Source organism: Vibrio sp. Y42_MX_L11 (assembly GCF_024181785.1).
GTDB lineage: Bacteria > Pseudomonadota > Gammaproteobacteria > Enterobacterales > Vibrionaceae > Vibrio > Vibrio diabolicus.
Map to the genome: position 1 here is coordinate 73,708 of NZ_JAMZAP010000012.1, position 14,503 is coordinate 88,210.

At 47.4% G+C, this 14,503-nt stretch carries 11 protein-coding genes; 8 read left to right on the top strand and 3 right to left on the bottom strand.

What is annotated here, in order from left to right; translation table 11 throughout:
- Positions 1-18 precede the first annotated feature (18 nt).
- The 5 genes from NL643_RS13620 (at position 19) to NL643_RS13640 (ending at position 6,725) form a co-directional block, all read left to right on the top strand.
- Complete coding sequence (locus NL643_RS13620; protein ID WP_253644597.1) at positions 19-1,188, top strand: isovaleryl-CoA dehydrogenase; 1,170 nt, start codon at positions 19-21, stop codon at positions 1,186-1,188.
- 114 nt (positions 1,189-1,302) lie between these two features.
- Positions 1,303-2,910 (top strand): carboxyl transferase domain-containing protein, encoded by a 1,608-nt coding sequence (locus NL643_RS13625; RefSeq protein WP_253644598.1) that lies wholly within the window; start codon positions 1,303-1,305, stop codon positions 2,908-2,910.
- A gap of 108 nt (positions 2,911-3,018) precedes the next feature.
- Entirely contained in the window at positions 3,019-3,801 is a 783-nt protein-coding gene (locus NL643_RS13630) for an enoyl-CoA hydratase/isomerase family protein (protein ID WP_253644599.1), read from the top strand.
- The gene (locus NL643_RS13635) at positions 3,794-5,842 is read left to right on the top strand and encodes an acetyl/propionyl/methylcrotonyl-CoA carboxylase subunit alpha (RefSeq protein WP_253644600.1); all 2,049 of its coding nucleotides are present in this window, start codon (positions 3,794-3,796) and stop codon (positions 5,840-5,842) included. The genes NL643_RS13630 and NL643_RS13635 overlap by 8 nt, the downstream gene beginning before the upstream one ends.
- The gene (locus NL643_RS13640) at positions 5,823-6,725 is read left to right on the top strand and encodes a hydroxymethylglutaryl-CoA lyase (RefSeq protein ID WP_253644601.1); all 903 of its coding nucleotides are present in this window, start codon (positions 5,823-5,825) and stop codon (positions 6,723-6,725) included. Before NL643_RS13635 ends, NL643_RS13640 begins: the two co-directional genes overlap by 20 nt.
- Before the next feature lie 86 nt (positions 6,726-6,811).
- Here the strand turns inward: NL643_RS13640 and NL643_RS13645 are convergent, their stop codons facing one another.
- Together NL643_RS13645 and NL643_RS13650 are read right to left on the bottom strand one after the other, a co-directional pair.
- Positions 6,812-9,433, bottom strand: coding sequence for an ATP-binding protein (locus NL643_RS13645; RefSeq protein ID WP_253644602.1), 2,622 nt, complete (start codon positions 9,431-9,433; stop codon positions 6,812-6,814).
- Positions 9,434-9,444: 11 nt separating this feature from the next.
- Positions 9,445-10,281: a phosphate/phosphite/phosphonate ABC transporter substrate-binding protein gene (locus NL643_RS13650; protein WP_367651909.1), complete on the bottom strand. Its 837-nt coding sequence runs from the start codon at positions 10,279-10,281 to the stop codon at positions 9,445-9,447.
- A 132-nt stretch (positions 10,282-10,413) separates the two neighbouring features.
- Between NL643_RS13650 and NL643_RS13655 the strand changes: the two genes are divergently transcribed.
- Together NL643_RS13655 and NL643_RS13660 are read left to right on the top strand one after the other, a co-directional pair.
- On the top strand, positions 10,414-10,734 hold the full coding sequence (locus NL643_RS13655) for a DUF1840 domain-containing protein (RefSeq protein ID WP_005392576.1): 321 nt from the start codon (positions 10,414-10,416) through the stop codon (positions 10,732-10,734).
- Between the two features lie 248 nt (positions 10,735-10,982).
- Complete coding sequence (locus tag NL643_RS13660; RefSeq protein WP_253644604.1) at positions 10,983-11,531, top strand: sugar O-acetyltransferase; 549 nt, start codon at positions 10,983-10,985, stop codon at positions 11,529-11,531.
- Between the two features lie 9 nt (positions 11,532-11,540).
- Here NL643_RS13660 and NL643_RS13665 read toward each other — a convergent pair whose 3' ends face one another.
- Positions 11,541-12,974, bottom strand: a complete 1,434-nt coding sequence (locus NL643_RS13665; RefSeq protein ID WP_301339124.1) for a PLP-dependent aminotransferase family protein — start codon at positions 12,972-12,974, stop codon at positions 11,541-11,543.
- 136 nt (positions 12,975-13,110) lie between these two features.
- Between NL643_RS13665 and NL643_RS13670 the strand changes: the two genes are divergently transcribed.
- Positions 13,111-14,475 (top strand): cytochrome ubiquinol oxidase subunit I, encoded by a 1,365-nt coding sequence (locus tag NL643_RS13670; RefSeq protein ID WP_253644606.1) that lies wholly within the window; start codon positions 13,111-13,113, stop codon positions 14,473-14,475.
- Positions 14,476-14,503 lie beyond the last annotated feature (28 nt).

The following is a 14,503-nucleotide window of genomic DNA, read 5'->3' on the forward strand; positions in this document are numbered from 1 at the left end:
TAAAGGCAAGGACACGCAATGAAATCTACCTACTCTTCCCTGAACTTTGTTTATGACGAAAATACCGATTTGCTTCGCGAGCAAATCAATAGTTTTGCTGCAAGAGAAATTGCGCCGCTAGCGCAATCTATCGACCAATCTAACGACTTTCCAAACCATCTTTGGTCCAAACTGGGTGACATGGGTCTTTTAGGTGTGACCACCAGCGAGGAGTTTGGTGGTGCAGGCATGGGCTATCTCGCCCACGTTATCGCCATGGAAGAAATCAGCCGAGCATCCGCTTCGGTTGCGTTAAGTTACGGTGCTCACTCCAACCTTTGTGTCAACCAAATCCACCGCAACGGAACACAAGCGCAAAAAGAGAAATACCTACCTAAACTCATCTCCGGTGAACATATTGGTGCCCTTGCAATGAGTGAACCCGGCGCCGGCTCTGATGTGGTCTCTATGCAGCTTAAAGCGGAACGTAAAGGCGATATTTTCCTGCTAAACGGCAACAAAATGTGGATCACAAACGGCCCAGATGCGCACACCTATGTTGTCTACGCAAAAACCGACCCAAGCCAGCACTCCAAAGGCATCACGGCGTTTATTGTGGAACGCGGCTTTCCTGGATTTACTCAAGCACAAAAACTCGACAAGTTGGGTATGCGCGGCTCGAATACGTGTGAGCTGGTCTTCCAAAACTGCGAAGTCCCTGCGGAAAATATTCTCGGCGAAGAAAACCAAGGTGTGAAAGTGTTGATGAGCGGTTTGGACTACGAGCGAGTGGTGCTTGCCGGTGGCCCGCTTGGCATTATGCAAGCATGTATGGACATCGTTGTGCCTTATATCCATGACCGCAAACAATTTGGCAAATCCATCGGTGAATTCCAGCTTGTTCAAGCAAAAATCGCCGATATGTACACGCAAATGAATGCCGCAAAAGCCTACATTTACGCCGTCGCTGCCGCTTGTGATCGTGGTGAAACCACACGTAAAGACTCTGCTGGTGCGATCCTCTACAGCGCAGAGCTGGCAACCAAGATGGCACTGGATGCGATTCAATTACTTGGCGGTAACGGCTACATCAACGAGTTTGATACGGGCCGTTTGTTGCGAGATGCCAAGCTGTATGAAATTGGTGCGGGCACTTCAGAAATTCGCCGCATGCTTATTGGTCGCGAATTGTTTAACGAAAGCGCCTAATCATCATACCTAGGCGCTCTGACTCTAAATAACTTCCTTATTCAACCTAAATCTTATTCAACATAGATAAAGACGGCTGGTGTCACCCGTCTACCGAATGGAGATCGGCTATTTATGGCTTGTTTGACGACCAAAATTAATACCCATTCAGAGCAGTATCAGGAAAACTACCGCTCTATGGCGTCGCTTGTAGATCAACTTTATACCGTGACTGCCCAAATAGAAGATGGTGGCGGTGAGAAAGCTAGAGAACATCAACAGAAGAAAGGCAAACTTCCGGTACGTGAGCGCATTCTTGCCCTACTCGACCCTGGTTCGTCCTTTCTAGAAATTGGTCAGTTTGCTGGCTGGGATGTGTATCCTGATTACGTTCCATGTGCTGGTGTGGTCGCGGGTGTGGGTGTAATTGATGGCACCGAGTGCATGATCGTAGCGAACGACGTGACGGTAAAAGGCGGCAGTTACTACCCACTTACCGTGAAAAAGCACTTACGCGCACAGGAAATTGCAGAAAAATGCCAACTTCCGTGTGTTTACTTAGTCGACTCTGGCGGCGCTAACCTACCCCGCCAAGATGAGGTATTCCCAGATAAAGACCATTTTGGCCGTATTTTCTATAACCAAGCCCGAATGTCAGCCAAGGGTATCCCACAAATTGCGGTGGTCATGGGGCTATGTACCGCTGGCGGGGCGTACGTTCCTGCCATGTGTGATGTTTCCATCATAGTCAAAGAGCAAGGCACGATCTTCTTAGCGGGCCCTCCTCTGGTAAAAGCAGCAACAGGAGAAGAAGTCAGCGCGGAAGATCTTGGTGGCGCAGACGTTCACTGCCGTACCTCTGGTGTGGCGGACTATTACGCAGAAAATGATCACCACGCGTTAGAGTTGGCAAGACAAGCGGTTTCACAAATCAACCACTTGAAACCCGTTCAACTCAAGCAAAAAGCACCACAGGAACCACGTTTTCCTGCTCAAGAGCTGTACGGCATCGTCGGAACCGATCTTAAAAAGCCGTTTGATGTTAAAGAGGTCATTGCCCGAATTGTTGATGATTCCCAGTTCGATGAATTTAAAGCCTTGTTCGGCGAAACCTTGGTCTGTGGCTTTGCCCATATTCACGGTATGCCGATTGGCATTGTCGCTAACAACGGCATTCTATTTTCGGAATCAGCACAAAAAGGCGCGCATTTTATTGAGCTGTGCGCACAACGCAAAATTCCTCTGCTCTTCTTGCAGAACATCACGGGCTTTATGGTCGGTCAGAAGTACGAAGCCGAAGGCATCGCCAAACATGGTGCGAAAATGGTAACTGCTGTTGCGTGTGCAGACGTGCCGAAGTTTACCGTGGTTATTGGTGGATCGTATGGCGCAGGCAACTACGGCATGTGTGGTCGCGCTTATGATCCAACCATGATGTGGATGTGGCCAAACGCACGTATTTCCGTAATGGGTGGTGAGCAAGCAGCTGGCGTAATGGCGCAAGTGACCCGCGATATCAAAACGCGCAAAGGTGAAAGCTGGAGCACTGAAGAAGAGGAAGCGTTCAAACGTCCTATCGCGCAGCAGTACCAGACTCAAAGCCATGCTTATTACGCCAGTGCTCGCCTGTGGGACGATGGGATTATTGATCCTGCAAAAACCCGTGATGTTGTGGGTATTGCTCTATCTGCTGCGCTTAATGCACCAATACCAGACAGCAAATTTGGCATCTTCCGTATGTAGTCGGATACAAAGCAAAACCCTAACTCCTCGCTATCCATCAATGATGAATAAAGTGCTGATTAGCGAGTATTGGAATATCAGACTGAAATGTCAGACAAAGGAAGTCACATGACCGGACTACTGCTTGAAAAAGACAGCAATGGCGTTGCCTGGTTGAGCCTGAATCGGCCAGAAAAACACAACGCGTTTAATGACGCATTGATTGCCTCACTAATTGAGACACTAGAACAGCTCGAAAAGGACGATTCTCTCCGTGCACTGGTGTTAAGTGCACAGGGAAAACACTTTTCTGCGGGAGCAGATCTGGGCTGGATGCAATCAATGGCAACCAAAACCGAAAGTGAAAACCTGCAAGATGCACAGCAACTAGCAAAACTTTTGCATACGCTGGATACCTTCAGTAAACCAACGATTGCCATGGTGCACGGCGCAGCATTTGGTGGCGCGCTTGGGCTGATCTGCTGCTGCGATATTGCCATTGGCGCACCTGAGAGCCGCTTCTGTTTGAGTGAAGTGAAACTCGGCTTATTGCCCGCGACCATCGGTCCCTACGTAATCCGAGCAATTGGACAACGCCAAAGCCGACGCTACTTTTTAACTGCCGAGTTGATTGATGCCGAAACCGCGCTATCGATGAACATTCTTCACCAAATCGATCCCCAGCCAAAAGAGGCGGTCAATCGTATGGTTGAACACCTGCTTAATAATGGCCCACAAGCCATGCAGGCGGCGAAAGCACTTTGTTTGCGTTGTGATAACCAACCTATCGACCACTCATTAATTGAATACACCAGCCAAGCCATTGCAACCGCCCGCGTGTCCAGCGAAGGACAGGAAGGACTGAGTGCATTTTTTGAAAAGCGCGCCGCCAATTGGAGGAATCATGTTTAAAAGAATACTGATCGCAAACCGCGGTGAAATTGCATGCCGAATTATTAAAACCGCAAAAAGCATGGCTATAGAGACGGTTGCCGTCTATTCCGAAGCGGATCGCAGCAGCTTACATGTTAAACAAGCAGATTTCGCTGAATTTATCGGCCCGGCTCCGGCAAGTGAATCGTATCTCGATATCGATGCGATTATCAGCGCAGCGAAAAAATGGCAAGCCGATGCTATCCACCCTGGGTATGGTTTTCTTTCTGAGAACCCGAAACTAGCCAAAGCGTGCAGCGAAAATGGCATCGTCTTTATTGGCCCTTCCACCAGCGCAATTGAGGCAATGGGTTCTAAATCTCAAGCCAAAGCAATCATGTCACAGGCGAACGTGCCCTTGGTTCCGGGCTACCACGGCACAGACAATAGCGTTGAGCATTTATTAGCGGAAGCGGAAAAAATCGGTTACCCAGTGATGCTTAAAGCGACACAAGGTGGCGGCGGTAAAGGCATGCGAGTGGTCAATAGCGCAGCCGAAATGCCCTTGGCCATCGACGGTGCGCAGCGTGAAGCGCTTTCAAGCTTTGGCGATAAGCAGCTTCTAATCGAAAAATGCATATTGCAGCCTCGCCACGTTGAAGTTCAGGTATTTGCTGACCAACATGGCAACTGTGTTTACCTGTCTGACCGCGACTGTTCCATTCAGCGTCGTCACCAAAAAGTAGTCGAAGAAGCGCCTGCTCCCGGTCTTAGTGATGAACTGCGTAAACAAATGGGTAAAGCCGCGGTTCAGGCCGCTCAAGCGATCGACTATGTTGGCGCTGGCACGGTTGAGTTTTTGCTCGATAGCCGCGGTGAGTTCTACTTCATGGAGATGAATACCCGTCTGCAAGTTGAACACCCTGTCACCGAGTTGATCACTGGCGTTGATTTGGTTGAATGGCAATTCAAAATCGCAGCTGGTGAGTGTTTACCGATCTCGCAATCCGAAATCACTCATAACGGCCATTCAATCGAGCTGCGAATTTACGCCGAAGACGCAGACAACGACTTTATGCCGTCAACTGGCCGCATTGATTACTTGCATGAGCCCACTTCAGACAGCAATGTCCGCTTAGCGTGCGTGCGCGTTGATAGTGGTGTTACCCAAGGCGATACCATCAGCGAATACTACGATCCGATGATCAGCAAACTGATCGTCTGGGGGCAAACTCGTGATATCGCCCTAAAGCAGCTTAAACAGGCGTTAACTCAATATCACGTGCGTGGAGTCACGACAAACATTGGTTACCTGCACAGCATTATTTCACAGCCAGCCTTTGCCAATATCGAACTTGATACCGACTTCTTGGTTAAACACCAGCAAGGCATCAGCGCGCAACAAAATGTGTCGGATTCTATCTGGCTAACGTTGGCAGCGGTTGCTCGCTGGAATGCTCTCACTGCTAAATCAGGCAGCTCAACGTTACCCGCGCCAACCAAACAGGGTTTTAGACTGTCGGTTGCCAACGTTTATCGATTTAACTTCACGGATGCCAATGCCAACCATCAGGTACGTTTGCAACAATCATCGCAAGATACAGGATCTCACTTCACTGTCCGATGCGGCGAGGAGTTGCATCAAGTCATCCTGCTTGAAAGTGGCAACCAGTTTATCGTCGATATTGATAATGAGCGTTACACCTTTAGTGCGCTTAGCGACGAACAAAAGACAACGCTGTTTTATCTTGGTCAGCAACGCACTTTCGCTCATCAACCAAGTTTTGAATCCGCAAAAGGTCAAGACGATGAACTTAGCCCAACCGCGCCACTGAACGGTGTGATCTCGGCGGTCATGGTGAATAAGGGAGACGAAGTAGCGGCTGGCGATCCGCTGTTAGTGCTCGAAGCGATGAAGATGGAGTACACCATCACGGCTCCGGTCGCAGCGATAATTGATGAAGTGTTTTATCAACATGGAGACCAAGTACAGCATGGTTCCATCCTGCTGCATTTAATTTCTGCACTCGAAAATGTCTGTGAAGATAAGGAGCACGAATATGCTACCAGCGAAGGTTAATATCGTCGAAGTTGGTGCTCGTGATGGCTTGCAGAATGAAACGGCAGTGACGCTGATTGATAAAATCCGTTTGATTAACCAACTAAGCACCAGTGGCTTAAAACACATTGAAGCAGGCTCTTTTGTCTCGCCGAAATGGGTGCCTGAAATGGCCGATTCCGATCAAGTATTTTCAAGTATCATACAAAAGCCTGACGTGGTTTATAGTGCGCTCACACCAAACCTAGCAGGGTTAGAACGTGCGCTGGAAAGTGGCGTAAAGCAAATTGCGGTGTTTGGTTCGGCTTCGGAGGCGTTCAGCCAAAAGAACATTAACTGCAGCATTGCAGATAGCCTAGCCCGTTTTGAGCCGGTTATCGAACTGGCGAACCAGCACAACATACCTGTGCGTGGGTATTTATCCTGCACCATGGTTTGCCCCTACGAGGGAGAAATAAAACCAGAGCAAACCACAGCGGTAGCGAATGCGCTTTTTGATATGGGATGCTATGAAATATCTCTGGGCGATACTGTCGGTAAAGCAACGCCCAATCGCGTTATCGCCATGCTGGATTCGCTGTTAACACAACTGCCAAAAGACGCGCTCGCGGTACATTTTCATGACACCTATGGACAAGCTTTGGCCAATATTTACCAAGCCTTGTTAATGGGCATCAACACCATTGATAGTGCGGTTGCTGGTTTGGGCGGCTGCCCTTACGCGAAAGGTGCCAGTGGTAATGTTGCAACGGAAGATGTGCTTTATCTTTGTGAGCAACTTGGGATTGAAACGGAGATTGATCTCAACATCATCAATGAAGCGGGTTGGCAAATTTGCCATGCATTAGCTAAACGTCCGTCTTCCAAAGTAGCACTCGCTTTGGGTGACCCAAACAGCTTGTAAATTGCTCAACCCACGATACACAACTACAAACGAGCATGTTTAATAACATGCTCGTTTTTTTGAGCCGATTTAATCTAACCGAAACACTAAACAGAAGCGTGCTTTTCCTCTGCAAGGGTGTGGCATCCCCACTTCGCGATCATATTAAGCAAATCACTTTTCTGAACTGGTTTTGTCAGGTAATCATCCATACCTAATGCGATACTTTTTTGTTGCTGCTCTTGCATCGCATGTGCGGAAAACGCGACGATTGGACACCAAGGAAACGCACCACTTTCCTGTAACTCACGAATGTCTTTTGTCACGCCAAAACCATCTTTGTTTGGCATAGAAATATCGGTAATCACCAAGTCCGGAGAAAGCTGTTTATAAAGTTCAACGGCTTCAACACCATCTTCCGCCAACGTCAGTTTAACACCTGTGTCTTGCAACATTTTTTCAATCAATATTCGATTGATATGGCTGTCTTCTGCGACTAATAGGTGCAGGCTAGAAAAGTCAGGGTTCTCATCTGAGGAAAGTTCTCGACGCTTTTGTATCTTGGCAGAAAACAGAGCTTGCAGTTTATGCTGCGTGACCGGTTGCGGCAATAAACGATCCCGCTCGCACGACCATGCCTGCCCTTCCTCCATCACGCAAGGTGCAAGGAACAGTACCCGTTTGGCGGCGGATTCTGTCGCATCAAGCTCATAAAGCGCATCTCTATCTTGAGCATTGTTTACACTCGCGAGGATACGATCAAAACCATCCAATTTTTTACCCAAAGACTGCGCAGTTGACCAATCGTTGGCATGAGTAACTTCAATGCCAATCTCTTGAGCTAAATGTATCAAGTGTTGCACGCGCGGTTGATAATCATCAATCAACAATAGTCGATTTGCACTCAGCTCTATCGGTTCGGAAAGAAGCTGACTTTGCTTAGGCAACTGCAAACTAAAGCTAAAACACGACCCTTTGCCAAAATCCGAATGCACACAAAGCTCGCCGTTGTACATGCTGATCAAACGTTTTGAGATTGCCAACCCCAAGCCTGTACCTTCATGGCGTCTTGTCGCGGAGGTATCAACCTGCTCAAACTTATCCATAATATGAGCCAATCGATCTTCGGGAATACCAATGCCCGTATCACTCACGGAAAAATCAAAACCGTGCTCACTTTCTCTGACTTTGAGTAGCACATGACCTTCATCCGTGAATTTCACCGCATTACCGATCAAGTTAAGCAAGATTTGATTAATCCGACCTTTATCGCCGACCACGACCGTATTCATAGACAATGGCATATCAACCAACAACTTAAGGTTCTTTTTATCCGCCTGATAGGCACACAAAGCGGTGCAACTCTCGACGAGTGAACGCAAGTCAAACTCCTCTTCAACTAACGTCAACTTGCCCGCTTCTACTTTGCTGTAGTCGAGGATGTCGTTAATGATCGTCACAAGGTTGTTGGCAGATTTGTGCAGCAAGAGTAATAACTCCCTTGGCTCTCGACGGTTTTCGTTCTCAAGCAATATCTCGCTGATCCCCATGATCGCGTTCATTGGGGTGCGAATCTCATGGCTCATGTTCGCCAAAAATTCCGATTTGGCTTGCATCGCCTTTTTCGATTTATCTAAAGCAGACGACAGACGCCTCTCCATCCTGCGCCTGTCGGTGATGTCACGCTCTACCGCAATAAAACGTAACAGCCCGCCATCTTCATCAAACACAGGAGAGAGCTCCAACTCGACCCAATACGGGTGCTTCGACTTGGTATAGTTGAGTATTTCAACCCTAATAGGAGAGTGCTTACGGACACTTTTTGAGAGCAATGCCACCGTATTTGGGTCTGTGTCTGGCCCTTGGAGTAACTCGCCCGGCGATTTGCCAATAACTTCTTCCAACGTATATTCGGTTAGCTGTTCAAACGCAGGATTTACCCATGCAATAGTGCCGTCAGGGTGAGTAATGATGATGGTATCACGCGCATGTTCAGCAACCTCAGCAAGCTGCGATATTTTGGCCGATAACTGTTGCTGGGTTTGATGCTCTTGCTGAAGTTTAGTTTGCGCTTGCGCTAAAGAGCGTGACATTTGGTTAAACGCTTCGCCAACACGTGTAACTTCGTCATTGCCTGAAATCGAAATTTGCGAACCCGGACCTTGCTGTGAAACCTTGATTACCCCAGTACGAAGAAGATCGAGCCGCTTCATCAAATAGCTACCGAGAGCATACGAAAACATCGCCACCAGCGACATTTCAATAAAGGCGATAACCAAACTTGCATGAGTCGCAAATGAAAGAACTTGATGTACATGTTCAACATTCACACCCATTTCAACCTTACCGAAAGTCTGCTCTCCAAGAGTAATCTCTTGCGCAACATCGTAAACTCCATCGGTCACATCAAACGGTCTCACACCAGTATCAACACCGCTGTAATCCCCCTGTAGCGTCAGCTCGACGCCATCTTGATTAACAATACGAATATAAGCCAGCTCGTGCTCACTCACGACAGAACGAGCAAAACTGTCTAGATAGGCTAAGTCCGTCGCAATCACCGCATCTCTCGACGCCTGAGCAAATACACTCACCAAGTGTTGGCTCCCAACCTCGAGGCTAGTCTCGTTGGAACTTTCCAACCAATTAAGCCCACTAATGATGAGTACACCGAGCGCAAGGGCCTCAATAAGAGCAATGCCAAGTATCGTTTTCGAACGCAGCGTCATAGGACAACCATTTATCTTGAGATTCCCAATTGAACAACATCTTGCCAATCTTGGTCTTGTGCAAGCTGTAACCCGTCAATGTTGAGTAAAGTAAAACTCTCCTGTGCTTTTGGATCATCATTAAGTTGCGAAATTGCCTTTCGTAAGGCAAGAGTAATCTCTTCATCGACATTATTTGAAACCGCAATAGCATGAGGCGTATAACCAGCAGTTGTATAAATGATGCTAAGTTGGTCTTTTATTTCACTCGGTAAGCTCTCAAAGGTACGCTTCACGCCACCACCAGCAATGTACAAACCTTTAAGTACCCCCAAATAGACTGAGTCGTGCGAACCAACGTATTTAGGCGTAAACTTGATGCCTTTCTGCGCCAACTCTGATTGTGTGATGATAGAGGCAGCAAATGCTCGTGGAGCAGGAAAAGCGATGGTCTTTTCTTGCAGCTCATCAAGGGAAACCGGCTTCCCTCGCCTTGCTACAATAATGCCTGTAATGCGCTTATTTTTCGCTCTTGCTAAAGCCGTATAACCTGGGTTTTGATTCACCAAGGTAAAGTGATATGGGTTCATGTATGCAATGTCGTAGGCTCCAGCCATCAAGCGTGCTTCGAACGTGGGAATATCACGTGCCGTGGCAAACTTAATCTCAACGCCAGCAAGATCTCCCCAGCGTTGCAGTAATGGCTGCCATTGTTGCACTAGTTTGGTCGCCGACTGTTGCGGTACGACACCAAAAACAATGGAAGGTTGAGCAACGACAGAAGGTGACCATGTGCATAACATCATAAGCAACGTAAATATTCGCTTGTGAAGCCGCCAAATCAACGTCTTTAGTTGGGAGTTCAACAAAATCATCTCCTTATGTTTGTCTTTCGTTAAAGATAGATAGCTATCTGAAAGATTGCGAATTATCGGATTAAATTGCCTCGTGTCTCAGATACCATTTATACTCAAATGAACACCTAAAACAGGAGCAGGTAAATGCTTATTACATTTCGTTGCCATAGCCACTCGAACGTCACTATGTTTGGCGATATTGCGATAAAGATGATCAAAATGATGGGCCATAGTGGCTCAGTACCAGGGTCTATTTCCGCTCAAGACATCCCTGATGCTCTATCTAGATTGACCTCCGCTCTCGCAGCACAAGAAGCGATAGAGAAGAACAACAGTCAAGCAATGGAAGAAGATGAGGAGCAAGAGGAACAAACGGTCAGTTTAGGACGCAGAGCATTTCCACTTATTGAGCTTTTAAAATCGGCAATTAAAGAAGAATGCGAAGTGATGTGGGACAGCCAATAAATGCTCCAAATCAAGCTGTGGAGAGGAAAGCGACATCCAATCTATACTTTCCTCCCCTGCTAAAAGGAACTTACCCAATTCACTTCACTTCTCTATTTGAATGACTCTTAACGAGTGCTTACTCAAAACTAACCTATTGAATATAAATCAGTGATAAACATCTGATTTCATAATAAAAACCTCCTATTGACTGAAACACTCACTTATCATTGTGGCCTCAACTGCAAACCATTAATGGAATGATTGTTATGTCAGAACTGACTCGGATGCGCTCTGGAGAAACCTACAATTGTCTGGATGAAGAACTAAAGCTAATGCGCGCCAAAACTGCGCAGCTTGTCTTCCAATTTAACCACGAGCCAAACCCAGGTATCCGTAGACAACTATTGGCGGAGATGGGCGTCCAATTAGAAAACAGCGCCTGTATAGAGCCACCGCTTCAACTTACCTACGGTTACCACTTGTCCATCGGGGAAAACACCTACATCAACTGGGATGCCATTATTCTGGACAATGGGCAGGTTGAGATTGGCGCGAACGTCATGATTGGGCCTAGAGTGCAAATTTACACAGCCGCTCATTCACTCGATACGCAAAGACGCTTAGCCGGAGATGAGATCGCCAAGCCGGTAAAAATCGGCAATAACGTTTGGATTGGTGGGGGCGCAATCATACTGCCAGGCGTGACCATTAGCGATGAGGCCGTCATCGGCGCTGGCTCTGTCGTAACCAAAGATGTTGCGCCAGGCAATCGAGTTGCTGGAAATCCGGCGCGCTCCATTAAACCCAAAAACTGAAGAAAGTCGCTATTTTGCCAAATGATCGCGAATAATGTTGGCAAGCAAATTGAGAGCATGAACGTATTTGTCATTAAGCTCAAAAGAAGCGTTAAGACGAATACAGTGATCGTATTGTTCTGTCAGGCTGAACATCTTTCCCGGTGCGATGCTGATATTATCTTTTAGCGCTTCTCGATATATCTGCAAGGCGTCGATATGCTTGGGAAGCTCTAACCAAATAAAGTACCCGCCGCTTTGGCTTAACACTTTGACTTCTCCAGGTAACAGCTCACTAAGCAGATCCGTCATCTTACTTTTACGTTCAAACAGCTTTTTTCGTAACTGCTTCAAATGCGATTCATAATTGCGGCTTGTTAAATAGTGCACCAATGTCATTTGCACTGGTGCACTCGTCGCTAATGTACTCATTAACTGTAACTTTTGTACCTCTAGCGCCCGCTTTCCTGCCGCAACCCAACCAATACGTAGCCCTGCGATTAATGATTTTGAAAACGAGGAGCACAACATGGTATTGCCCGTGTCATCAAACATTCTTAGTGGGTAAACCGAGTCATTCCCGGCATGCAGTTCGCTGTACACATCATCTTCAATCACTGGCACGTTATATCGCTGTGTCAGTTCAATCAGCTTTTGTTTTTTCTCGTCGGAGAGCGTAAAACCCAGAGGATTTTGGAAGTTCGACATCAGCCAACATGCTTTCACATCGTGTGTTTGCAGCGCTCGTTCCAATGAATCTAGGTCAATACCCGTGACTGGGTCTGTTCTTACTGAGAGCGCTTTCAAACCTAACCGCTCTAAGGATTGCAATGCGCCATAGAATGCAGGCGACTCCACAACCACCCAATCTCCCGGTCTTGTGCAGGCTTGCAAACTGAGCGTTAACGCCTCCAGCGCGCCTGCCGTAATGATAATTTCATCGGGTGAAATTTCAATGCCTTTCGCAGCATAACGCTTCGCGATGATGGTGCGTAATTGTTCGTTTCCCGGCGGTAAGTTATCAAAGGTGGTGGAAATCGGCATATTGCGAGCGGCTGCGCCCATCGCCCGATTCACGTGATAGCGTGGGTATAAACTTGGATCTGGATAGGCAAAGCCAAAATTGATCATGGATGGATTTTTACTCGCCTGCAGCACATCAAAGATAAACTCATTGATGTCTACCTGCTCTGTCCACGAAACCGCGGCTGGCGCTTGGGGTTCATTTGAACTCTTAATATTGGGAGCGACTCGATAACCAGAGCGCGGCTGTGACGTCACCCAGCCTTGAGATTCCAGAATTTGATAGGCATGCAACACCGTCATCAAACTTAAACCCGAGTGTTCAGATTGGCGACGCAGAGAAGGCAGCTTGTCACCCGGATGCCATATCCCCGATTTTATCTGCCTTTTAAGCTGTTCCACTAACTCTTGATACTTCGCCACACGCGGATCCCCCTCCATAAAGCTGAATTCAAAATAATAACACTTCAATATTTAATCTGTTATAGGTTTATAGTCACTGTCTGTACCTACTTCCCTCATTCCGCTCCTTTTAAAATAGCCCTCTCATAAAACTTAAAAGATCAAAGGAAGTTTAATGTTTGGCCTCGACGCATTTATGCTTGCACGGATACAGTTCGCCTTTACGGTATCCTTTCATATTATTTTCCCCGCTATCACCATAGGTTTGGCCACCTATCTCGCCGTGCTGGAAGGCTTATGGCTAAAAACACGTAATCCCGATTACCAAAAGCTCTATCACTTCTGGTCGAAAATTTTTGCGGTTAACTTTGGAATGGGTGTTGTATCTGGTCTTGTCATGGCCTATCAATTCGGCACCAACTGGAGTGGTTTCTCCGACTTCGCTGGTTCTATCACAGGCCCATTACTGACTTATGAAGTGTTAACGGCTTTCTTTCTCGAAGCCGGATTTCTTGGCGTAATGCTGTTTGGGTGGCGTCGCGTCGGCGAAAAGCTGCACTTTTTTGCAACCTCGATGGTGGCGTTAGGAACGATCATTTCGACGTTCTGGATTCTCGCCTCCAACAGTTGGATGCAAACGCCACAAGGCTATGAAATTGTCGACGGACGTGTGGTGCCAACCGACTGGTTTGCTATCGTTTTCAATCCTTCATTTCCTTATCGTTTGGCGCACATGAGCGTCGCGGCTTTCGTCAGTTCAGCACTCTTTGTAGGCGCGTCAGCCGCTTGGCATTTATTGAGAGGCAATCAATCGACTGCGGTAAAAACCATGTTTTCTATGTCGCTCGGGATCTTAGTGTTCCTTGCGCCACTCCAAGCCGTGATTGGCGATGTGCACGGGCTAAACACTCTGGAATACCAGCCCGCCAAAATCGCCGCCATCGAAGGACATTGGGATAACAGCGATGGCAAACCAACCCCATTGATATTGTTCGGCATGCCAAACATGGAACAAGAACGCACAGACTATGCCTTAGAAATTCCTGTTCTAGGAAGTTTGATCCTACGCCACAGTTTAACTGAGCCAATCCCGGCGCTGAAAGACTTCCCGAAAGAGGAACGACCGAACTCACCTATCGTCTTTTGGTCATTTCGAATCATGGTCGGGCTAGGACTCCTGATGATTTTTCAAAGCTTATACAGCATGTGGCTACGAAAAAAGAACACGCTCTATACCTCGCGTTGGTTCCTCAAGTTTTCATTATTTATGGGGCCATCTGGTCTTATCGCAATACTCGCTGGCTGGTTTACGACAGAGGTTGGTCGGCAACCTTGGGTCGTGTATGGCGTACAAAAAACGCGTGATGCGGTTTCTGCACACGGAGGCCTACAAATGAGCATCAGCCTGCTGTGTTTCCTTGTTGTGTACAGCTTGGTGTTTGGTTTTGGGTATTACTACATGATCCACCAAATCAAGAAAGGCCCCGATGCAATCGAACACGATGAGCACGACATGACGACCGTTTCAGGCCGCATCTAGAATTTGTCACAAAGTGAAGGTAGAAAGT